Raw genomic sequence first — 24,073 nt, 5'->3', positions numbered from 1 at the left:
CTAAAATTTATATAGATGTCAATTAAAATTAAAATATAGAGCTAATTTAAACAGCGAAAACTTGGTTTTTTTTGTTATTTGATAGCTTTTTTAGTGGCGGAGCTCTAAAGAAAAAGTGATTATGCGCTTCCCTTAGCCTGCAATATTCTATGCTTCGCACTTCTCATCCCTTTCCGACTATATCATCGGTAATTCTTTTTGTGGGGCTAGTGCTGCGAATGCAACTTCTGGTTAGCGCTACTGCAAACTATCCAACAATTTGGTAATCACTTGTGTCTCGCTGTTTAACGTTTTATGTACCGGACATTTATCAGCAATTTGTAACATACGCTCCCTTTGTTTTTGGTTTAATGCGCCGTTCAATTGTATGTCTCGATGAAACGTATCTATTTTTGCTGTGTTATTCTCACAGCTTTCACAATCTAAGGCGTGGGTCTTGCCATAGGTGGTATGTACCAATACATTTTCTAATGGCCAATTTTTCCGTTTGGCATACATTTGAAGGGTCATTACCGTGCAGGCCGATAAACCTGAAGACACCAATTCGTAAGGCGACGGACCAAAGTTGTTTCCTCCAAACTCTATGGGTTCATCAGCGACCATAAAGTGATTTCCAACTTTCATCTGTGTTGTGAATCCGTCATCGGAATCAAGGCTAGCCACTACTTGATGTTTCGTTTTCGGAAGTCTTTCTTCGTTTTCAATCATCAAATAGCGTTTTGCCCAAACCGAAATGACCTCACCAACGTACTCGGAATCTTTTTTGTTCATCAGCAGATGATCCGCTCCGTCTAATGAGACAAAACTTTTAGGGTGATGGGCCGCCTTGTATATCTCCTCTGCGTTTTGGATACCTACGGTCGTATCCTGCGGGGAATGCATCAGCAATATCGGCTTACGCAGTTTTTTTACGGTCTCAGGTAACGATTTGGTTTTAAGATCTTCCAAAAACTGTTTTTTGATGGTAAAATCCCTTCCGCTTAAATTTACGACGGCTTTTCCATTGGCCTCGATTTCCTCTAGGCTACTTTTTAATAAGTGCTGTACATGTGAAGGGCTAGAGGGTGCACCTATAGTGGCTAACGCCTTTATTGAAGGTATTTTCGTTGCTGCGAAAATTACGGCCGCACCACCTAAAGAATGGCCGATAAGTAAGGTAGGGGCAGTGTGTTTTTTATGAAGATAATCTGCTGCTGCAACAAGATCCTCGACATTGCCAGAAAAATTGGTATCGGCAAAATCACCTTCGCTCTCGCCTAATCCCGTAAAGTCAAAACGCAGTACCCCAAAACCATTTGTGGTTAGTGCCTTAACGATATTTTTTATGGCCAACAGATTTTTGTTGCAGGTAAAACAATGGGCAAAAATCACATAATTATGAGGGTGTCGGTCTACTGGAAGTTCTAATCTGCCTTCTAGTACTTGTCCTTCTTTATTATTAAAAGTTACTTTTTGTAAATTCATTTTAGAAGGTTTTTAAAAAATAAAAATTAATAGAATGAACTATTAAATATAATATATCAATTATCCGCTAATTGAAGAAATTTACCGCTATCCTTGTTATAAAAAATTGGTATTTGGGACTTATAATTCCGTGTCAATATTTTGGAATACCCCCTCGCTATGAATTAGAACCTTAAGGGCGATTACGCAGCTTATTTCTCTTCAAACTAGTTGCTAGTAAAAGGTAATCAAGGCTTCGCTTTATCGAATGCTATCTCTTAGCATTAAGATAAGAAATATAAAACAGCTATGTTCCAGATGTTAGATTAAGATATTCTTACAGCGATTATACAAGAAAATCATTCGGTCGTGCTACAATACGTCGTAAGCTGGATATGACAGATAGCGTAACCGCTTTTGCTATTTTTAAAAGTGGAGAGTTTGTAAGTCAAGTATAGAGCAATAAATAGAATAATCTCAAAAAATTGTAGATGAAGTTTCCAGTAATTAAACATTTACAGAGAAATAACGACTAAGGAAGTATGCGAAATCGCATAGTAGTGTGGAGTCTTTCTCAGAGCGCCGCTTGTTAACAGAAGAGGGTATAGATGTAGTGGGCGAACTCTTAACCAATTTATGTGGTGCAATATAAAAAACACAATATGATTGCTAGCGGAATGTCCAATCGAGATGCCACAAACAATTTTGGTAAAAACTATTAGGTTCCATTACTAGGTAGTTTTCAGAAATTTAAAACAAAGTATTGTTCGTGTTTGCAAGAAAAGGTGTTAAAAATGATACGATAGAATAAGTATGGGAAGGAAAGAACTTTACTGCCAAACCATTAAATTAGTAAAATTATAAAGGAGAAATCATGAATCTACACAACCCTCCATTGTTAAAGTCAGAAATGCAAAACTAAAATTTAATAATAGTTATAAAATTATAAATACTTAGTGATTTTTGAACTCATCGGTTTTGTGATTGAATAATAATAATCAATAAGATGTCCTTTATCGTCAACTAAATACTTTTGAAAATTCCATTTTACACTAGAACTTTTTTTGCCGTTTATGTCTTTATCCGTAAGCCATCTATACAAGGCATGTTGCTGACTTCCTTTCACGTCTAACTTTTCAGTAAGTAAAAAGGTAACTCCAAAATTTAATTCACAAAATTCTTGAATTTGTAAAGCATCTCCCGGTTCTTGCTTACCAAACTGATTACAAGGCGAACCAATAACAATAAGTTCTTTTGAATACTTGTCACTCAACGTCTGCAGCTCTTTATATTGTTTTGTAAATCCACATTCGGAAGCAACGTTGACAAAAAGAATTTTCTTCCCTTCAAATTCTAAAAGAGAAATAGGCTTTCCACCTATAGTATTGATAGTTATATCATAAATTGACTGTCTTTTTATTTCAGTAGATGTACTTGGAGATAATTTTGCTTTATCAATTGTTTTCATAACTATATTTTAAAAGATGCAATCCCATAAGTTGTTTCAAATATTTCCATAATAAAGCTGCTTTGTCCCGACAACAAAAATGCAGCTGTTGCTGACACTTCATTAAGGTTAAAGATTCTCTTTAAGGGAAAATGTTTTATTATATTCTCGAGTAATTTGTTATTACCCTCACGGACAAATTTTACTAAACGTATTATGTTTTGATAAAGTTAGCATAACGCCTTATGTTTTTACTGTAATTCCAAAGCAATATATTTAAAACTTTTTCCGTGTGTCCTCAAGAAATAAAAATGGCGCTTTTTCAAATTGTTCAGTTTCTAGACATTTTGAAAGTACACCACCACTTTGTACTAGGTTTAATATAGTAAACCTACAAAGGGGTATAGAAGCATCAAGATTATTTCTGCAAGATTTTATAAATTCTCTCAATTCTTGAGTTAAAATTGCAATTCATATTTCAGTATAAACGTCTGAGTGTACTGTTTTTGACAATATCAGTCTTAAAATTATCGTCCAGTAGGTTTAGCACAGCAAAGTTATAAAACTGCTCCAAGAACATTTAATTCGTTGCTTTTTAGAGTGCTTATATTCCTGAATCAGGTCTTCCTTTTAATCGAATATCAATTCTTTTTTTCTTAACGGTTAACCGCTTCATTACGTCCATTAGTGTCGTATCTTTTGTCTTCTTATAAATTTCATTGATTGCTAATACAAGTCGTTTTGCTTCTCTTGAAGCTGTTACCCTGTCACTAGTAGACATATGACTCATTTTGGCTTTTTCAAAGATTGTTGCTTCTTTTAAAATATCCATTTTTATATTTTGTTTATGTTTATTCAAATATAGTTAAACATAATGTGTATTTCTAATCTTGTGTATTGATTATGATTATTTTAAGATGAAACGAAGAATTGCTTTTTAGGGTGGTGTGCCACTAAAAAGCATATTAGACGAGATTATTGGAGTAAGTGTAAGCTATATAAAGGCTGCCATTTATGAATTAAAATGAGAGTAATTACCCTCTTTACTTTAAGTTAAAAAAACTAATTTTCTACTTAATTACCAGTTCCATAAGGCGGATGTTTTATGGAGCTAATAATCGCAATGGATTTAATGTGGTTTTTCTGTTTCTTTCGCTGCTTTTTCCTGAACTTTTTTTTTTGGTTTGGCTACATCTTTTTATTTTTTCAGGTAAGTTTTTCTAATACTGTGCATTTTTGCTTTTTCTAACGCTTCTTCACCCCATGGATACCAATTCACAGGATTATGGGCGTGTTGCAATAAGTAAGGACTACTCTCGTGAATTAGGTGATTAGTAAATTTATGAGTGGTATCAGTTTTGTTTTTTTCTTGTCCACAAGAAGTGAACGAAGTTAGAAGCAATATTGATATTAAAAATTTCATAATCCGGTTGTTTTTGTAAGAGGACAAAAGTTTTGCATGGGTTGAAATTTCATACAACACTTAGCTATGGTCAGTAGCGACCCACAGGGTGTTATTGTTTATCATTTTGTTTTGTATAGCTTGTTAGTATCTCATCAATTCCTTTTGCCAATTGGAAATCTTTATTCGTGAGTCCATCTGCATCATGGGTGCTAAGAGCAATATTGACTTTATTATATACATTTTCCCAAGTTGGATGATGGCCTGACTTTTCAGCAATAATTGCAACTGATGTCATAAAAGAAAATGCTTCGACAAAATTCTTAAAAATAATTTCTCTGTAAATGGATTTTCCTTTTAGAGCCCACAAAGTATCAATTTCTTTCATTCTGTTCTGAGCCTCTTGTTTATTTAAATTTGTCATTTTTGTTTGTTTTTGTTAGTAAAATAATCGGGAACAATTTTTTTCTGGATAAAGGAGTTGATGAGTTCAATTGGTAAGTGCGGCACACTTACCAATTGAACTCAGCTAATTTGACTTTCTAGTTAAAAAAAATCATCACCATCAATCTGTTTTTTCATAAAACGTTAATCCATCTTTTTTAGGTATTTATACAATTCGCTATCTGTTGAAATGAAAATGGATGTTTTTCCATCAAATGTTTTCTCAAATGTTTCCATTGATTTCAGAAAGCCATAAAGGCTTCTCGATTGATTCGACTTATCATAAGCTTTTGCATAAATAGAGGCAGCGGTGGCATCTGCCTTACCTTTAATCATCTCAGCATCTCTGAATGCAAGGGATTGTATATTTTTAAGCTCCCGTTCTTTCTCACCATTAATTCGTGATGCTTCTCCCTGACCTTCTGAGCGGAATTTATCAGCGATTCGGAAACGTTCGCTTTTCATTCGCTCATATACCTGGTCCTGTACTTCCTGCACATAATTGATACGTTTAAATCGAAAATCTAGTATCTTAATTCCTAGCTCCTTCGTCTGTTTGTTCGCCGATTCCAATATCATTTGCTGAATTTTATCCCGGCCTACATAAATCTTTGCCAGGGAGTCACCAATGATTTCAGTATCGGATGATTCAGGGATTCTGTTACTCGTACGCACAGCTTCTTCAATGTCATTATTCGCTATGAAATTTCTTGTGTCTCCATCCAGAATATCATCTATACGTGATTGCGCACCCCGTTCGTTTGTTAGCCGTTTAAAAAACTGAAGTGGATCTGTTATCTGCCATCTTGCATAGGTATCGACAAAAATGAACTTTTTGTCCTTGGTCGGCACTTGGTTTGGATCGCCATTCCATTCCATATAGCGTTTTTCGAAATAATTAGCATCCTGTATAAAGGGCAACTTGAAGTACATCCCGGGCTTGACAATAGCTTCTCCGACGGGCCTACCAAACTGAGTGATTACCACCTGGTCCTTCTCCTGTACAATAAACACACTACTATTTAAACCTATCAGGGTAATAATGACGAATATTCCAATTAAGATTGATTTAGTTTTCATTATTTTCTGTTTTCTTGTTCATCTGCATTTGTAATAACGGCAACACGCTGCTGCCTTTTTGGTCTGTTATGACTACGTTCCCGATTTCGGGTATCACATTTGACATTGTTTCAAGGTAAATCCTTCTTTTTGTTACCTCAGGTGCCTTAATAAATTCATTATACAGCGCTGTGAATCTAGCCGCTTCCCCATCCGCATTATTTATACGCTCGGCAGCATATCCTTCAGCCTGTTGAATGGTTTCTTCCGCTTGCCCTCTTGCTTTCGGTATTACTTTATTGTATTCCGATTTTGCTTGATTAATTAACGTTTCCTTTTCTTGCTGAGCTTCATTCACGGCATTGAAAGCTGCTTTTACAGGCTCCGGCGGATTGACATCCTGAAGCACTACTTGTTCTATTTTGATGCCCATTGAATACTCTCTACATATTTCCTGAATGAGTACCTCTAACTCACTTGCTATTTCCGTACGGCCAACGGTCAACACTTCATTTACGGTGCGGTCACCTACAATTTGTCTCATTGCTGCTTCAGAAATAATACGCAGAGTGCTCTGAGGATTTCTGACCTTAAAAAGATTCTTGTAGGCATCATCGACCCTGTATTGTACAACCCACTGCACCTCTGCAAGATTAAGATCTCCAGTAAGCATTAGTGATTCATCTTTTGTACTTGATGATGCAAATTGAGTGTTTTTCCCTGCTCTCGAGGTTCGGAAACCAAATTCCAGTTTTTGTTGCCGTTCTACCGGAACTTTATAAACATCCTCAGCGAAGGGTATTTTAAGATTCAATCCCGGTTCTACTTGTCTCACATACTTTCCGAATCGAGTGATAACACCCACTTCTTCAGTACTTATCTGAAAAATTGATAACGAAAAAATAATTGCTAAAAATAGTAATGCGACAATAAACCGCCAGTACTCAAGTATTTTTCCTAATTGGGGTGGGAGATTTAATTTTTCTTTATTCATTTTTTTAATTTTTAAAATGTCATGGTAAAACCTGTAAGTTCTTTAACCTACTCAACCATCAGGGCGTAAATTCTGCTTTAAATATTTCCAAGTTCTCTTTTTTCTAATTTGAGATCGCTCAGGTTATTTCTTGAGAATTGCTTTTTCCGCCCTGATATTCTTTCTTTATTACATGGAAGCGAAACGTTTCTGTGGTATGTCAAGAGGGAAACCCAGCTTGTTTCGCTGACATGGAATTCGATTTATCAAAGCGAAAATCCAAAATATAATTTCAAACCAAATGATTCCCTATATACACTGCATTTTCCAAAAGAGAAGATTCTCATCATTCATTTTTTATTATGTATTTTCAAAATGATTTACGACAAACGCCTCTTTTTCATTATCCGTCATCTTATCAGCGGATTGGATATCAATATTTATATCCTTAAAATGTGAATCCTTATTCAATAAATTATGTAGTTCTGTTTTTGCATTTGTCGGGCCAAATAAAAGCACATTGTCATAATTTAAAATCACATCAGCAATTTCTTTGTAATAGGCTTCATGCATTTGCTGCCTTTTATTATGCATAAGATTTTCACTTCTGTTCAACGCTTCTTCTTTTGTATTAAAAGTAAAATCTGATGTTATGGAACGACTGTGTTTCTTGAAATTTAGATCAATCAAATTTGCCGTTGAATGATCCATCCAAATTCCTAGCTTTTTTTGTGTTTTCATTTTGACTTTTATTATGTGGTTGTATTATGATTTTGCATCCTTCCAAGAATTGTTTCTAAAGAAGTTGTAAGTTTGTCAATCGCACCAGATACAGAAAGTTCAACGGTATCGGCCTGACATGAAACTGCTAAAGGTTGTCTGCCTTCAATTCTTGTTTCCAGCAAACATCGTATATCGTTAGGTCCTTCCTTATTTCCATTTTCATCTGATAGATGAACTTCTATTCTTGTAATATGGGATTCAAAATTTCTCAGCCCTTCTTCTATCAAGGAAGTAAAATAATGCTGATCTTTTTCATTACCACTAATCGTTTTGTCGGTATTAAATTGAATTTTCATAATTGTATTTTCTTAGTTTAATTACTCGTTTTCAAGCTATATCTTCTTTTTAATCTTTTTCGTTCTGTGAGCTTTCCTTTTCATACTTCTCTATGTGTTTTAGCATATTTACTTAAAATCTCAACTAAAGAATGATAATAGTCCTCAAGGTTTTTGATATCTATTTCATCCTCTTCAGAATCGTTTACCGGTATTTCAGTTATGTGTTTAGATAACTCGGGGAATTCTTTGTGAATTTTGGCGGTGATACTTATTATATTCTGCTCTAGTTCTATCTTGGTTTTCATATGCTTTCTATTAAAATGGATTTTATCTGAATAATTGTTTCCAAAGTGATTTTTGAGTCAATTGAGAGGGTTGTCATACATGATTTTTACTTTTTTTTCAAAATGTGTATCGCCTTTTTTTTAGGTATTACATTGGTGATTGTGACCGTAGGTTTAAGATAAATCTGGTTCATCATTAGTTCATTTTCCAGCTTTCACATAACCTGATAGCTGAAACTCGTAAAATGCCGTATTGGATTTTTGCTAGAGTTGAAGAAGACGTCATAAAACAACTGTTAACTGCGGCCAAGAACATGTGTTTTGGAGACCAAATTCCTTCAATCCCTTCGTGAAATTCAGGTGAAACGGCAACTTTGATTCAAAGCCCTTTTTCTCTTTTCAATTCTAGGGAGCACCTAATGCCTTTGCATCGGTAATTTTAAATCATATCTACATTAAAATAATGCGGTTGCATTGTTCTTTTTGAAGCTATTTTTTACTTTGATTCTCATCAATAGTTCTCTTGTCAATATCAAATGTCTTATTATTTATATCGGTGCCCCCAGACGGATTCGTAGGATTTGATTGTTCTACTTTCCTTTTGAATTTTCTTGTGTCGCTCATTGTTTTTATTTTATTACTCATTAACATGGAGTATAAGACATAGGTTGCGAATTCTAGGTTAAAGCGGGTTAAGCCTATGTTAAAATGTTTTCAAGAAGCAGAACCTGAGAGGATTAGTAGAACTTCTTTCCTTTTAATTTTTGTGTCATCTAAGTTCAAGTCATATATGCAACACCAATCTTACATGAAAAATTATAAACAACGTTTCCTTTTTCAAAAGGTATCAAATTTAGTCGCTACTCAAAGAAGGATTATCACAGAAAGAAATAGCCACTCTAGTAGGTGTCTATAAAAGTACTTTAAGCCGCGAGTTGAAACGTAACATACCTAAGCAAGAGCAACCTGCTAGGCTTTATATTGTCGAACACACCCAGCGTAATGCTAATTTGCGCCACAGTACCAAGTCTAACAGATTCTTTTTGGTGAAGGTCTAAAAAAGCGCATTGAAGGATTTATGAGCCTTTACGAAACCTTAAACGTCATAGGCCAAAGAGATTGTAGAGAATTGAATAGGTGTCATCAGAAGATTTTTTTCTAAGAAAATAGAGCTTCGACAGGTTTGGGTCAAAAGGATAATAGAAGTAGAATGACTACTAAATTACAGACCCATTAAAAAATTCAAGTATAAGAACCCAATTGAAGTCCTAAAAGATAAGTACGTTGCACTTATGACTTCAACTTAGACATAAGTAAATTCGAAATTGAGTAATTCATTTCTAGGTATTATAAATCGTATTAAATCCAAATTACATTCAACTCTATTTGAATTATTTTTGAATTATAATGATAATTGTTAAATTTTTAATAACATTGTTTGTTTCTTTTTATGCAAGTGAATTGTATTGAAGTCTAATTTTAACCATTGAGTAATCCTTACTGAATGGTTATAGGTTGTGCCTGGTCAAATTAATTTTAACCATAATTCAACTTTTATAGCTTAACCAAGGCTAGTTTGTTTATTGTAAAATTTGAGCCAGTCTTTCAGGTCGAAAGTTGGTTTATAAAAATAATCAATATGGACAATAACAGCTACAAAGATGATAAGTTGCTTATTGAAGAGCTTAAGAAGGGTTCTGAGGTTGCGTATGACTATTTTTTTAGAAGTTATCATAAACAATTATGCAACTATATTTTAGCAATTTCTGGCAATTCTAAATTAGCCGAGGAAATAGCCCAACAAGCTTTTATTAAAATTTGGGATAAAAGGGCCACATTATCTATTAAAAATAATGGGCTTAAGAAATACTTTTTTAAAATGGCCTACAATCTCTTTATTGATTATAAGCGTAAGGTTAAGAAAGAATTTAAGCTTTTGGAGCATTTAAAACAAGAGGCTTATTCTGATATTGTAGCTATTGATTTCAACCAATTTGAGCATAAGCTAAAATTGGTTGAAACTGAAATTGAAAATTTACCTGATCAATGTAAAAAAGTATTTGTAATGGGTAAAAAGGAAGGACTTAAGTATCAAGAAATTTCTGAAAAGCTAGATATTTCAATTAAAACTGTTGAAGTTCACATGTCTAAGGCCTTAAAAAGACTAAGAACACAGTTATCCCCTTTCTTCTTTTAGGTAGAGCTCATATTGATTAATCTTCATAAATTAGACCTGTAATTCGCTAATAAATTTAATATTCTGTTAATAAAATAAATTTCGAGTAGGGGTTTTTAAGAAAATATACGTCTCTTAATTAAAGGGTTTTAATTTTTTTACATGACCAAGCTTGATATTAGAACAATAATTACAAAATATCTTTCTCAAGAAGCGACCACTGAAGAGATTTCAATTCTTTTTGAATGGGTAAAGAAGGAGGGAAGCCAAGATGTATTTAAAAAATTTGTTCAGGCTGATTTTTTAGTTAATTACAAAAATAAATCGTGGGATTCTGAAGTGGCTTTTGAAGAATTTTTACAATGTATAAAAGTTAAAGAAGAGACGAAGGCGCTACCATTCTACGCAACCAAGCAGGTGTGGAAATACGCTGCTACAATATTGATATTAATTACCTCTACAACTTATTTTATAATCAATAGATATTCCAAATTCAAAATTCAACCCAAATTGAATTCTAATGCAATAACACTTCAATTGGATAGCGGCGAGATTATACATCTTGAACATGATCAAGACACTTTAATGCACGTCAATAATGGATTAACAAGTATTCATTTGAACAATGGCGTATTATATCAGAACAATAAAGAAAAAACTAAGAATAAATCGGGTAGTAATACCTTAAAAGTTCCTTTCGGAAAAATTTTAGGAGTCACCTTAGAAGACGGATCAATCATAAGGTTGAACTCTGGATCAGAGTTAACGTATCCGACCAGTTTTGCAAGTCTGGATAAAAGGCAAGTTCTTTTAAAGGGCGAAGCATTTTTTGAAATAACAAAAAACCCAATAAAGCCATTTATAGTTAAAGCTAATGACATGTATACCCAAGTATTTGGAACAGTCTTCAATATTTCTGCTTATGAAGAAGATGATAAAGCTGAAGTGGTTTTGGTTGAAGGTTCTGTAGGTGTAGGTAATGAGAAAAGTTTTAGGAGGGAAAACTTAGCAATGCTGAAACCATCTCAAAAAGTCACGAATTCTAAAATTTTAGACAAGTCATTTATCATAGAAGATGTTAATGTAACCCCCTACATATCATGGGTCAATGGCGTAATAGCTTTTCAGAATGAACAAATGTCTGAAATAATAAAAAAATTAGAACGTCAATTCAATGTTCAAATTATCAATGAAAATGAAATGCTCGGAGAACGAAAGTTCACTGGTATGTTTGATAAGGAGGGTATTGATTTTATTTTAAAAACAATACAAACTCACACACATTTTAGTTACACGAAAAAAGGTAGAATAATTATTATTAAAAAACAAGTAAGCCTATGATTTGAATCAATTCCTGACAAAAAGAAACAAATACTAACTAGACTAAATTAATTATGAAAAAACAGAAAACTATATGTGCTAAAGCTCTAAAGTTTCCTAAGAGCTTAATGTTCTTTTTATGTATGTCGCTATTTTTTAGCTACGCTAATGCAAGTAACTGCACACAGGAAAACATTGTAACCATTAGTACTGAAAATAAGAATCTAGGGTACATATTTGAAACAATAACAAATACAACAGGGCATAAATTTTTTTACGAGGCATCTGAAGTAGATTTAAATCGTACAGTGACAATTAGAAAAAATAATCTTTGTATTGAAGATGTTTTGAAAGAGGTGTTCAATGGTACAGATTTGGGGTATGAAATACTTTCTAGCCAAATTGTGATAAAGAAAAAGGAAAAGGCTAATCTGGGTAACTTCGTTCCTGTTAAAAAGGTAGAACTGCCTGATTTACAGATAAGTCTTGTAGGAACCGTTTTAGACGAGAGCGGAATACCCTTGCCGGGAGCAACGGTTATAGCCAAAGGTACAACTGTTGGAACAACAACTGACTTTGATGGAAATTTCGAAATAGCATTGCCAACAGGTGTTTCCAGAATTAAAGTTTCTTATTTGGGATACAAATCCAAGGAAGTAGATGTTTCAGGTCAAACTTCTATTACGATAAGTCTTGTTGAAGATGCAGCAGCTTTAGAAGAAGTTGTAGTGGTTGGTTATGGAACTTTAGCTAAAAAAAGAGTAACGGGATCTGTTATCTCGATTTCTCAAGAAACGATTGTTGAGGTACCGTCTTTAAGTCCAGAGAGCGCTATTATTGGTCGAGTAGCTGGTGTTCAAGTTCAAGAAACTTCTGGTGAGCCAGGCGCAAGCCCAAACATTCGAGTCAGAGGTTCAGGTTCGATATCTGCAGGCAATGACCCATTATTTGTGATAGACGGAATTCCAATATCTAGAAACCTTACCTCGGTAGGTGTTAATGGAGGGGTGGCCCGGAGAAGAGCAGCTTTTCAGCCACCGCCAGTAAACCCACTTGCAACCTTAAATCCAAATGATATTGAGTCAATACAAGTATTGAAAGATGCTTCGGCGGCAGCAATTTATGGGTCTAGAGGAGGAAATGGAGTGCTGTTAATCACTACAAAAAAGGCATCTTCTACGGATGAGGGACGATTTTCATTTGACTCATTTGTCAGTATGCAAAATGTTGCCAACAAAATTGATTTAATGAATGCCCCAGAACTAATAGATTTTACGAGAGACGCAAGAAATAATAATTACCTGTCTTCAGTAGAAGGTGCATCAATTAATGATCCTATTGGACCTGGCGATAGGGGGAATGCCAATTATGAAATGCCAGAATCCTTTATCAATTGGGACGGTACTGATACAGACTGGCAAGATGCTATTTTTAAGACCGGTATTGTTAACAATTATAATTTTTCATATGCCTCACCAATAAAGAACAACACAAGTTTCTTTACATCGGTAGGATATTATAAGCAAACTGGTGTTGTCGAAAAAGCCAAATTTGAGCGTTACAATATCTTGTTAAACTTAAATTCTCAGCTTACTGATAAATTGAACTTAGACCTTAGGGTAGCCCCAACAATCACGGAAAACCAAAGGGTACCTGCATCTGCACCCTATTTTGCTAGACCACCTGGTATTATTTATTCAGCACTGGTACATTCTCCTACGGTAGCTCCATACAATTCAGATGGTACGATAAATCAACTGAACAACCAATCCTACATAGGCGGAGCAACAACCACCGCGAGTAATCCTTTAGCCATTATTGAAGGCATTGACGATAAAATTTTTCAGTTTCAGACTCGAGCATCCTTAGGGTTGTCCTATGAAATTTTACCCGAGTTAACCTTTAAGACTTTTGGTGGTACATATATAAATTTATATAATCAAGACTTTTACAGAGCGAATACATTATTGTACAGAAATGCCACTGAGGGTGAGTCATATGCGCAAGCAACTTCTTCTACTGAGGTTAACTGGGTGTGGGAGAATACGTTGAATTGGGAAAAAGAATTCGATGATCATTTTATAAATGCTGTTCTCGGGTATACTGCTCAGAAAGATAATATTACTATAAAGCAAGTTTTGGCAGACAATTTCCCAGATGATTTGGTAACGACTATAAGTGGAGGTCAAGTATTTGCAGGTAATTCAATACAGGAACAATGGACTTTAGCCTCGTCTTTATTTAGAGTAAACTATGCGTTCAAAGATAAATATCTATTTACCGGTACGATACGTTCTGACCGTTCCTCTAGATTTGGTTCTGATAATCAAACCGGTTATTTTCCTTCTTTTTCTGCAGGATGGCGTTTAAATGAAGAGTCATTTTTACAATCCGTAGATGCTATTTCAGAATTAAAATTTAGATTTAGTTGGGGTGAAACAGGAAACTTTGAAATTCCAAATTATGGAGCAATCGGGCTTCTTTCCCCAGATAATTACAACCTTGCTGGAAACGAGGTGAACGGACTGATACAAAGTACCATTCCCAACCCCGAACTAACGTGGGAAAAGTCGCAACAAACTAATATAGGTTTGGAGCTAGGTCTGTACAATAATAGGGTCTTTTTATTGGCCGATTATTATACTACGAAGACTTCAGACTTATTATTAAATGTTAGTATTTCTTCGGTTTCAGGATTTCAGACAACGCTACAAAATTTAGGAGAAGTAGAGAACAGTGGATTTGAATTAGCACTAAGTACTAAGAATTTTGTTGGAGAGTTTTCATGGGACACGGACTTAAATTTCTCTACAAATAAGAATGAAGTACTGTCTCTTAATGAAAGTAACGAACCTATATTTTCAGCTGGTAGTGCTGGTGTTAGGCATGTGACTAGGGTAGGCGATCAAATAGGTAGTTATTATGGTTATGTAATGGATGGTGTTTATCAAACGCAAGCTGATATTGATAACGCACCTACAGATACTCAGGCTCCTAATGCTGCTCCGGGCGATTTTAGATTCAAGGATATTAATGGAGATGGTGAAATAACGCCTGATGATAGAACCGTTACCGGAAGTTATTTTCCTGATTTTACATGGGGGATTAATAACCAATTCAGGTATAAAAATGTTGATTTCAGCTTTTTAATTCAAGGAGTTGAAGGAAACGAGATTTTAAATCTAACCTCACGTCACATGAAAAATGGGGAGGCAAATTTTAATTCTTATGCCGTATTTAATAATAGATGGCGTTCAGCCTCTGATCCAGGAAATGGAAAAATACCAAGAGCTGATAGGGAGACTGGTAACCATGGAAATAACAACAGACCTTCTTCTTTTCAAGTAGAAGACGGCTCTTTTCTTCGTCTAAGAAATGTTACGCTAGGCTACTCAGTACCTACCGAGAAATTATTAGGTGAAAGTGGTATCGATAGACTGAGATTTTATATTACAGGGACTAACCTTTTTACAATTACGGATTATTTAGGATATAATCCAGAGGTTAGTAACATATCCAATAATAGCTTGACTCCTGGAGAAGATTATGGTGCCTATCCACTAACAAGATCTTTTACCATGGGTGTTAATCTAACTTTTTAATTTAAAACTGTAAAAGATGAAAAAAATAATCATAGTATTCTTAACAATATGCGTCACATCAGCATGCAGCGAGGATTTTACGGACTTAGCGCCAATTTCCAACAGGAATGAGGCTGATTTCTTTAATACTGCAGATGATTTTGTAGCTTCCATAAATGCAAGTTATGCAGGGTTGCAAGATACAGGCGTCTATAATAGAGCCTATTGGGCATTGTTTGAAATGCGTTCTGACAACACCGATCAAGGCCCTGATGCAACAGGCTTGGCTAGACAATATACTGAAATCAACCAATTTACCGAAGATCCTTTAAATGAACAGATAGATGCTGCTTGGAGCGGATCGTACCGGATAATTGCGAACTGTAATGTTATTCTCAAAAGGATAGAAAAGGTAGTTGATATCGAGGAAGGTCTCAAGAATAGAATAATAGGCGAGGCAATTTTTCTAAGATCTTTAATGTATTATCATTTAGCTGTTGCCTTTGGCAATATTCCATTGCAATTAACTCCATTTGTTCCTGGTGATGGTCTTACCCAAGTAGATGCGACCACTGTGTATGCACAATTGGTATCAGATTTAGCTACTGCTGAAGGTAGTCTGCCTATTTCTTATCCATCAAGTGATTTAGGTAGGGCAACCAAAGGTGCGGCTGCCACGCTACTAGCAAAAGTTCAGTTAACACTCGGTAATACTGGTGATGCTGAAACTACTTTACGACGAATTATCAATAATTACAACTATGATTTGGTGCCAAATTATGCCAATTTATGGGGTATAGGTAATGAGAATAATGTAGAGTCGATATTTGAAGTACAGTTTAGTAGTGGTGGTATAGGTCAGGGAACTACATTAACGAATGAATTTTCCCCTAGCGGTGATTTACAGACTGGGCAGGGATTTGGAAGAAATAGACCAACGGAGACACTGGTAAGCGCTTTTGAGGAAGGGGACCTTCGTTTTGAGCCTTCTATGGGTACTTCTTGGATTAACGTTGATGAAGAGGTCATAGAACAGAATTATGTAAGGAAATACGAAAGTAACCCGCCGACAGAAAATGACTCCGACAATAATTTTGTGGTTTTTAGATATGCAGATGTTCTGTTAATGCTTGCCGAAGCCTTAGGGGAATCACCTGAGAGTTATGAATTGATAAACGATGTTAGGACTAGAGCTGGTTTGGATGATATTGACGCTGCTACACCAGGTTCTTTTCAAGACAAATTACTTAAAGAAAGACAAGTAGAACTTGCGTTTGAAAATCATCGTTGGGCAGACCTTAAAAGGTTTGGGGTTGTAAATGATAAATTAATTGAAGCTGAGTCAGATGTTATTAATCCTGGTGATATAAGAGATCTATATTTTATACCTCAACGTGAAATGGACATCAATTCAAATTTTGTTCAAAATTAATTGTCATGAATGGTATTGAAAGAGTTTAATTGTTTGAGTTAGTTTGATTGAACCCATACTATGAATTTACTACTTATGGCACTATGGGTTCTTCTCAACCAAAAGTATTTTAAAATACCGTAGTTAAAAGTTGCTTTAAATGAAGTGATGCGAAAAACGATTATAAATTTTTTACCTAATTAAATATAAATTATACAATGAAAAACTTAGCACTATTTATTTTCCTTTGCTTAGCATTCACAACAAGTAAGGCACAAGAGAAAAAGGTATTGAACATATTGGCAATTGGCGCACATCCAGATGACTGTGATTCAAAGTTTGGAGGGACAGCGGCATTATTTGCTAAAATGGGACATAATGTGAAATTCTTGGCGCTTACCAATGGTGATGCAGGTCATCAAAGTATGGGAGGAGGGCCCTTAGCGAAAAGGCGTAGGCTAGAGGCAAAAGACGCAGCCAAAGCTTTGGGCATTGCCGAATATGAAGTACTAGATAATCATGATGGTGAACTATTTCCCACATTGACTTTAAGGCTTGATGTCATTAGAAGAATTCGAAATTGGAATGCGGATATTGTACTAGGACTTAGACCAAATGATTATCATCCAGATCATAGGAATGCGGGATCGGTTGTGCAAGATGCTGCGTACATGAACATTGTGCCCAATGTTGCTCCAGATACCCCGCCGCTTAAAAAGAATCCAGTATTTCTTTACATGAATGATAATTTTAAAAAACCCTATCCTTTTCAAAAGGATATTGCAGTAATAATTGATGATGTTATTGATACGAAAGTAAAGGGGTTGGCAGCGCATGAGTCGCAAATGTTTGAATGGGGTCCTTGGACCAATGGAACTGATCCATCTACAATCCCATCGGGTGAAACAGAGCGTTTGGCTTGGCTAAAGGCAAAATGGATGAATAGAAAACCTGATGCAAGTACTTTGGAAGCTGTAAAGAAATGGTATCCTACTGTTGATGTCTCTAACGTGAAACAAGTTGAGTTTTTTGAAATTTGCGAATATGGGAAACAGCCAACAGACCAAGAAATTAAGCAGATGTTTCCGATGTTGGGTAGTAAGTAACTAGTAGGTCGCTAACTTTCTCAGTATCATTTATAATTAAAATAACCAACCAAACTAATAATGGAAAATAGTAAGCCTACTGCAAAAGGGTATGACCATATTATTGGATTGGTAATGCTCGTATTTTTTGTAATATCGTTCAGTACGAACATACTTAATTCGATTATTGTAGATGTTAAGGATAGTTTTAATTTAAGCCTTACTTCCACTGGGTTTTACCGTTCACTTTCATTCTAGCATACGGTATTATGTCAATACCGGCAGGGTTCCTATCTGAAAAGTATAGTGAAAAAATATTATATAAATGAGACTACTAATAACCATTCTAATCGTGGGTTTTTTATTGAAATCTTGCGCAACTAAAGAAGCTGGAAAACGAGTCGATATTACTATTGAGAATAATAAGTTAGGAGCGCCAGTTACCTTGGGCATACCATTCCCAAAAGGTGAGCTTTATTCTGTAGACCATTTACGTTTATTAACTTCTGATGGAATTGAGATTCCATGTCAAACAACTGAGGTAGCTAATTGGGGCCCATTAGATGATAGTGTAAAATGGGTGTGGGTTTTCTTCTTTTCTGAAGAAGGATCGGAGTATGTGTTAGAATACGGTGATTCAATTGTACCGATTCTTTCGAAAGAAAAAATTGTATCAACTAACAATATGAGACCGCAAGGTGGAATCGAAGTGAACACAGGGCCACTTTCCTTCTCTATTCATAAAATGGGTAATGGTTTTCTCGATGAAGTTTATTTAGATTCAAACAAAAATGGAGAATTTGAAGAGCGTGAACTTATAGCTACTTCTCCTGAGAAGAATAGAGGTTCCTTTTTGGATTTGTTGGATGATGCGGGGATTGATGCATCCAAAGCGGTTATCAATGAAGTTTTTAGGGAAAAGGGCTCTGGTCCTATGCATGATATTTTTAAGGTAGAGGGGACGTATACATACAATAGGGAAGATAACAACCTTTCACCTTTCACCATGTGGTTGCACGCCTATGCTGGAAAAAGTTATGTTAAGGTACTGCACACCTTAACGTATACGGGCGTACCTGATAAACATAAAATTAAAAAAGGAGAGCATTATAATATTGCCACTCAGAATACGAGTATTATATCTGAAAAAACTGAAAAGGATATTGGATGGACACAACCAAATGATGAAATAGCTGCAAGTGGAATTCAATTAAAGTACCATTTAAATGAAAACGTTAACGTTTCGATACCCATTACCGAAGGTGATTGGCAAAATGATGATGCCAAAAAAATAACGAAAGATGTCTCATTAAATGACAATAAAGTCGTGAAACTTTTACAACAAGGGCCTGATAGAGTAAAGAGCACAAGCCTAAGAAGCCTTTATGGAGATGGATTTAAAAAAGAGAAAACCGAAGAAAAGAAAGGTAGTTTTCAATTTGAAGCTACCATTTCAAAAGGTGAGGAAAACGTAGCTAAGTCTCAACGGGCAAAAGGATGGGTGAATGTTGCTGATGGACAAAGGGGTATAGGTGTAGGTATAAAGAATTTTTTAAAAGAATATCCAAAAGGAATTAAAATAGATCCGATTTCCGGTTTACTTACTGGAAGTATATGGCCATTGGAAAACGGCCCTATGAATTTTGCAAGGCATAATACGGAACCTGATGGTGGAATGCTAGGGAATTTTGCCCAAGGGATTACTAAGACTACAGAATTTATCTATTATTTTCATGATAATGATACAAAGGAAGAAGTTGGACAAAAAATGGATTACGTTCTGAATAGTCCTGTGGCACATGCAAAACCTGAATGGTATACAAACTCTAAGGTTTATGGAAATATGGCGCCTGCGTCAACCAAACATCTAGAGTTTGAGAATGCTTTACAATATAGATATCAATGGTGGGGCTACAATCAAAAGCATGAACCTTGGTACGGTATGTTCAATTATGGCGATGGAAAGAGTTATTTCTTTAACGACCGGTGGGTACAATGGACTAATAATGAGCCGACTGTAGATTTTATGTTATGGACCAATTTTATGCGTACAGGAGATCCTAAATATTTCAATATGGCACAGGCTATGAGTCGGCATACTATGGATGTAGATAATATTCATTGGCCTAAAAAGCGTACGTATTACGGGGAGATAAATGATGCAATTGACTTTTGGAACTATGAAGACGAACCAGAATCAACACCTTATTTAGGAATAGGTAGAAGGCATGCTAACGAGCATTGGTACGCGCTATTAAGTGCACATGTTTGGGTCCAGGGTTGGATTGCTTCATATTATATTTCAGCAGACCATAGGGCACTTGAAGTTGCAAGAATGACTGGTGATACGTATTTAAACAGAATATGGGGTGAGCATGATTTAAGAGGGAGAAGACTGTATTTGTCCGTACTTAATCTTGTGGAGCTTTATGATGCAACCAAACAGCAGAAGTATAAAAATGAGTTGGATGAGAGAGTCGGTTTAATGCTAGAGTTTCAAAAAAGACAGGGAGGAAATCTGTTATTAGATAGATATGGATATAGTCAAACATATGTAGCTCAAGGGCTCTATAAATATCAACAAATAACAGGCGATGAGAAAGTAAGAAAAGCACTATTGGACCATGCCAGATGGGTTCGGGATGTACCTCCATTAAATCATGAAATGGAGTCTTATTTAGCTACAATATATCCTTTGCTTATTGGCTATGAATTCAGTGGTGAAAAAGGATATTTAAATGAAGCCTTATCAAGGGCAGAGGTTTTAAAGATAGGTGAGTTGAAAAAACCATCAGAAGAATATGACGATGCAAAAGCATATAGTGATGATCTCTTAAAAATCTCAAACCTTCCTGAAAGTAAGGGTCGATTTACCAACTGGCAAACTAACCAAGGTTTACGTGTATTTGGTTGGACACACGCCTACAACATTCCTTATTTGTTATATTGGATGGACAAAGAAAATATTGATTAAAACCGAGACTTAAAGGGAGCAGGCTGTATATATTACAGCTGTTCCTTTTTCAGTTTTAATTAAATTCACCTGGGGTAAAGTGATATCTACACGTATTGGCAGTGTAATCGAACCAGTGACCTTCGGATTGTGAGTTTTGCAAAAGCCCTAATTTTAGGTCTATTCCATGCTTTTTTCGCTAAAACCGTATTCGGTAGCCTATACATTAGTTAAACAAATTGTCTAGTTAAAATAGCAAAAAGTACGAGGTATATTTACAATTAAATAAAATATTTTGGTAATTGAATAACGCCATTACAAAGTTTTTTTAAAGGAAAAGGGGTAGTAAATAAATTTATTCCAATTAAAAAAAGGAAAGGGGCATGCAACTTCGCAGCACATTACATTAAATTGCAGTTTCAATTTTATATAGTATTCCATTATAACCATAAACCCTTATTATGCTCAAAAAGATTGGCTTTCTACTGATATCCTTATTAATTTTTAATGGTTGTAAGAATGAAGCACCTTGTCATAAGAGTGCTGCACCTGTGAATTATCCTTCAATCGACTCATTGGCGGGGATACTAAACTGGCCTGAAGACTTGAATATTACCACATTTTCAGGTCCCAATCTTACACCAAGTCCAGCATGTATGGCCGTGGCTCCTACTGGTGAGGTATATGTAGGAGTTGATATGATAGGGTCTTTAGGCAAGGAAATGGGAAAGGGCTATATCAAACGTTTAGTTGACTGTGATCACGACGGCATTCTTGACTCTCATACTAATTTTGCGCAAGTCGACAACCCCAGGGGGATATTACCCATTGGCGACCAAGTATTTGTGCTCTACACAAGATTTTCAGCTGGTACTAAAAAAGCTGAAAATATGGATTTGGTTGTTTTTGAGGATAAAGATGGGGATGGTATCGCCGATGGTTCTCCAAAAGTTTTGATTAAGGATATCAGCAATCCTACCTATTTAAGAGAAAGAGGAACAGATCATGCGACCAATGGAATACAAATGGGAATTGATGGGTGGATTTATATTGCCGTGGGTGATTTCGGATTCCATAATGCTACTGATCGCGATGGCACTCAATTGACTATGCTCGGAGGAGGCATCGTACGCGTACGCCCCGATGGTACGGAAATGGAAGTATATACCCATGGTCTACGTAATATATACGATGTAGCCATTGACCCGTTCATGAATATTTATACAAGAGGTAATACCAACGATGGTGGAGGGTGGAACGTCAGATTTATTCACCAAATACAAACAGGCGAATACGGGTATCCCGTTCTTTTCAAACATTTTACTGAAGAAACATTGCCAGCCCTTGTTGACGTGGGTGGCGGTTCGGGTGCCGGAGCCCTTTTTCTTGACGATAGCCGATGGCCAAAACATTATAACAAAACTCCTATGATGGCCGATTGGGGCAGAAGTTATTTATACATGCATAGGCTTAATGAAGATGGTGCCAGTTTTAAGCAAGATGAGGAACAGTTTATCAAATTACCGCAGATCACAGATGTCGATGTCGATGCTTCTGGAGCCATGTACCTTTCGGCATGGGACGGTGCAGGATATTCGGGAAACCCCGATAAAGGCTATGTGGTCAGGGTAACCCCAACCGGACTCCAATATGCTGCTTTTCCCAAAATAAAAGATTTTTTCTGGACAAAGAGCGTTGCAGACTTGTTAAAATCAACCAACGCAAAAACCCGCTTGAGTGCACAATACGAATTGTTACGAAGGGGAAAAGGTGCGATTAATGCCCTAGAAATTGCAAAGGACGAGGAACAGCCCTTAGAAGTACGTGCCGCGGGTATTTTTACCTATGCCCAACTAACCGGTAAAAAAGGGATCGATGAACTCATTACATTGTCGAAAGACATCTCAGTACAAGAATTTGCCCTTAGGGCACTAAGTGATAGAAAGGAGCATATTGAAGGGGTTCCAGTAGCTCCATTTTTAGAAGCGCTACACGCAGAATCAGATAGAACTGTAGCATCGGCGATTATTGGACTTGGGCGTTTGGGAAAACAGGAAGCGGTAACGGCATTGATGGATATATCCGTACCAGATTCATTTGTAGCTCCAGAACCGGGTTTAGAAGGCCCACATGCTAGTCCCAATTCAGACATTGTTCTGCCTCATTTGGCCGTCAAGGCACTTGTTCAGCTAAATGCCATGGACGACTGTATCAAGGCTATTGGCACAGAAAATCAAGAATTGGCACTTTGGGCATTGAGGTATATGCACGAGTCAAAGGCGGTTAAAGGAATAATTGAGGCTTATAAAAGTACAACTGATGACCTTCAAAAGGAAAAACTGATGAATGCTCTGGCACGTATTTTTCATAAAGAAGCTCCCTATGATACATCATGGTGGTGGAGCACCAGACCTGACACACAAGGGCCTTATTATAAGACCGAAGCCTGGGAATCAACAGAGGTAATTCGGACATTTATGGTCCGTGAATGGAAAAAGGCCCCTGAGGATGGGAAAGATTTCTATGCTGCACTGAATACAAAGTATCGTTTGGAAGTGGCTGAATTCGGAACCATAGCGCCCATTTTACCGAAAGAAGATAAGCCCATTGCTGATCTCGAAAAGATAAAGAACAAAAAAGGACAGGTGGGGGAAACATCTATAGAAGATGTCATGTTGGCTATAAAGCAAATCAAGGGAGATTTTGAACTAGGTGCCAAACTTTACAAGACCCAAGCATGTTATACCTGTCATAGCTTAAAAAGTAGCGAGATAATGAAGGGCCCGTTTATGGGACAAATAGGATCTATTATGAACAGGGAACAAATCGCCGAGTCGATTTTAAAACCAAATGCCTCGATTTCGCAAGGGTTTTCAACCGTACAGATACAAACTAAGAACGAGCAATTTTATATAGGCTTCGTTACAGAAGAATCGGCAAATGAGCTTACGTTGACGAACATTGCCGGCGTAGCAACTCAACTAATGAAATCGGACATTGCTGAAAGAAAGGAATTGGAAAATTCCATGATGCCAGTTGGGTTGGTCAATTCTTTAAGTTATGAGGAGTTTACTTCGCTAGTGACATTTTTGGAACAGCAAAAATGATGCTTTAATTATACATTTAATGTTGTTCTAAGTCAACTTTGAATTTATTGCTCCCCTGAATTTAAAGTTAATAAATTAGAATTATGACTGTTCTATTTTCAGGGAAGCTTACAAAAATGTAGGTATACATTTTCGGAGAAGGATACATTCTGTCTTAATAAGGCTAAAATAATTAGAAAGGACTTTGTCTAAACTAGCACGGAACAGCGTACTTAAAAAGGAAGAAATAATGCTCACTGGGGCAATTTGCAAACCATTGGAATTGAACCCAAAGATGCTGAAAGCCAGCCACATATTTAGCTATAATTGGAAATTATAACAGCCAAG

General features: G+C 36.0%; 19 protein-coding genes and 1 pseudogene. 9 read left to right on the top strand and 11 right to left on the bottom strand.

What is annotated here, in order from left to right; all coding sequences use genetic code 11:
- Nucleotides 1–237: 237 nt before the first annotated feature.
- The 11 genes from ES765_RS09270 to ES765_RS22580 all read right to left on the bottom strand — a co-directional run bounded on the left by ES765_RS09270 (nt 238) and on the right by ES765_RS22580 (nt 8,737).
- Entirely contained in the window at nt 238–1,464 is a 1,227-nt protein-coding gene (locus ES765_RS09270) for a bifunctional alpha/beta hydrolase/OsmC family protein (protein ID WP_138113492.1), read from the bottom strand.
- Nucleotides 1,465–2,386: 922 nt separating this feature from the next.
- On the bottom strand, nt 2,387–2,911 hold the full coding sequence (locus tag ES765_RS09260; RefSeq protein ID WP_138113490.1) for a glutathione peroxidase: 525 nt from the start codon (nt 2,909–2,911) through the stop codon (nt 2,387–2,389).
- A gap of 583 nt (nt 2,912–3,494) precedes the next feature.
- Nucleotides 3,495–3,722, bottom strand: coding sequence for a hypothetical protein (locus tag ES765_RS09255; protein ID WP_138113488.1), 228 nt, complete (start codon nt 3,720–3,722; stop codon nt 3,495–3,497).
- Nucleotides 3,723–4,088: 366 nt separating this feature from the next.
- Nucleotides 4,089–4,313: a DUF255 domain-containing protein gene (locus ES765_RS09250; RefSeq protein WP_212744226.1), complete on the bottom strand. Its 225-nt coding sequence runs from the start codon at nt 4,311–4,313 to the stop codon at nt 4,089–4,091.
- A gap of 91 nt (nt 4,314–4,404) precedes the next feature.
- The gene (locus ES765_RS09245; protein ID WP_138113486.1) at nt 4,405–4,716 is read right to left on the bottom strand and encodes a 4a-hydroxytetrahydrobiopterin dehydratase; all 312 of its coding nucleotides are present in this window, start codon (nt 4,714–4,716) and stop codon (nt 4,405–4,407) included.
- 164 nt (nt 4,717–4,880) lie between these two features.
- Nucleotides 4,881–5,816 carry a protease modulator HflC gene (hflC, locus tag ES765_RS09240; RefSeq protein ID WP_138113484.1) on the bottom strand — a complete coding sequence of 312 codons (936 nt, stop codon included), beginning with the start codon at nt 5,814–5,816 and terminating at the stop codon, nt 4,881–4,883.
- Entirely contained in the window at nt 5,806–6,789 is a 984-nt protein-coding gene (gene hflK, locus ES765_RS09235; protein WP_138113482.1) for an FtsH protease activity modulator HflK, read from the bottom strand. Before hflK ends, hflC begins: the two co-directional genes overlap by 11 nt.
- 339 nt (nt 6,790–7,128) lie before the next feature.
- On the bottom strand, nt 7,129–7,509 hold the full coding sequence (locus tag ES765_RS09230; RefSeq protein WP_138113476.1) for a hypothetical protein: 381 nt from the start codon (nt 7,507–7,509) through the stop codon (nt 7,129–7,131).
- An 11-nt stretch (nt 7,510–7,520) separates the two neighbouring features.
- Nucleotides 7,521–7,847: an HPF/RaiA family ribosome-associated protein gene (locus ES765_RS09225; RefSeq protein ID WP_138113474.1), complete on the bottom strand. Its 327-nt coding sequence runs from the start codon at nt 7,845–7,847 to the stop codon at nt 7,521–7,523.
- Nucleotides 7,848–7,927: 80 nt separating this feature from the next.
- Nucleotides 7,928–8,134, bottom strand: coding sequence for a hypothetical protein (locus tag ES765_RS09220; RefSeq protein WP_138113472.1), 207 nt, complete (start codon nt 8,132–8,134; stop codon nt 7,928–7,930).
- A 468-nt stretch (nt 8,135–8,602) separates the two neighbouring features.
- A complete protein-coding gene (locus tag ES765_RS22580) occupies nt 8,603–8,737 on the bottom strand; it encodes a hypothetical protein (protein ID WP_262710678.1) in 135 nt (44 codons plus the stop codon).
- 248 nt (nt 8,738–8,985) lie between these two features.
- Here ES765_RS22580 and ES765_RS22880 point away from each other — a divergent pair.
- From ES765_RS22880 to ES765_RS09175, 9 genes and pseudogenes are all read left to right on the top strand, one after another.
- A pseudogene (locus ES765_RS22880) lies at nt 8,986–9,171 on the top strand (helix-turn-helix domain-containing protein); the annotation flags it as partial.
- A 581-nt stretch (nt 9,172–9,752) separates the two neighbouring features.
- Nucleotides 9,753–10,310, top strand: coding sequence for an RNA polymerase sigma factor (locus ES765_RS09210; protein ID WP_138113470.1), 558 nt, complete (start codon nt 9,753–9,755; stop codon nt 10,308–10,310).
- A gap of 141 nt (nt 10,311–10,451) precedes the next feature.
- Nucleotides 10,452–11,630, top strand: a complete 1,179-nt coding sequence (locus ES765_RS09205) for a FecR family protein (protein WP_138113468.1) — start codon at nt 10,452–10,454, stop codon at nt 11,628–11,630.
- 53 nt (nt 11,631–11,683) lie between these two features.
- A complete protein-coding gene (locus tag ES765_RS09200) occupies nt 11,684–15,211 on the top strand; it encodes a TonB-dependent receptor (RefSeq protein WP_138113466.1) in 3,528 nt (1,175 codons plus the stop codon).
- 16 nt (nt 15,212–15,227) lie between these two features.
- Nucleotides 15,228–16,622: a RagB/SusD family nutrient uptake outer membrane protein gene (locus tag ES765_RS09195; RefSeq protein ID WP_138113464.1), complete on the top strand. Its 1,395-nt coding sequence runs from the start codon at nt 15,228–15,230 to the stop codon at nt 16,620–16,622.
- Nucleotides 16,623–16,819: 197 nt separating this feature from the next.
- Nucleotides 16,820–17,707, top strand: coding sequence for a PIG-L deacetylase family protein (locus tag ES765_RS09190; RefSeq protein WP_138113462.1), 888 nt, complete (start codon nt 16,820–16,822; stop codon nt 17,705–17,707).
- Nucleotides 17,708–17,767: 60 nt separating this feature from the next.
- On the top strand, nt 17,768–17,944 hold the full coding sequence (locus ES765_RS09185) for a hypothetical protein (RefSeq protein ID WP_249356303.1): 177 nt from the start codon (nt 17,768–17,770) through the stop codon (nt 17,942–17,944).
- Nucleotides 17,945–18,011: 67 nt separating this feature from the next.
- On the top strand, nt 18,012–20,660 hold the full coding sequence (locus tag ES765_RS09180) for a hypothetical protein (protein ID WP_138113460.1): 2,649 nt from the start codon (nt 18,012–18,014) through the stop codon (nt 20,658–20,660).
- A gap of 440 nt (nt 20,661–21,100) precedes the next feature.
- Nucleotides 21,101–23,746: a PQQ-dependent sugar dehydrogenase gene (locus ES765_RS09175; protein WP_138113458.1), complete on the top strand. Its 2,646-nt coding sequence runs from the start codon at nt 21,101–21,103 to the stop codon at nt 23,744–23,746.
- The last annotated feature ends 327 nt before the right edge of the window (nt 23,747–24,073 follow it).

Origin of the sequence: Maribacter sp. ACAM166 (assembly GCF_005771495.1) — a bacterium.
Taxonomy (GTDB): Bacteria; Bacteroidota; Bacteroidia; order Flavobacteriales; family Flavobacteriaceae; genus Maribacter.
The sequence above is the reverse complement of the archived record's forward strand: the minus strand, read 5'-3'. Positions and strand labels throughout refer to the sequence as shown.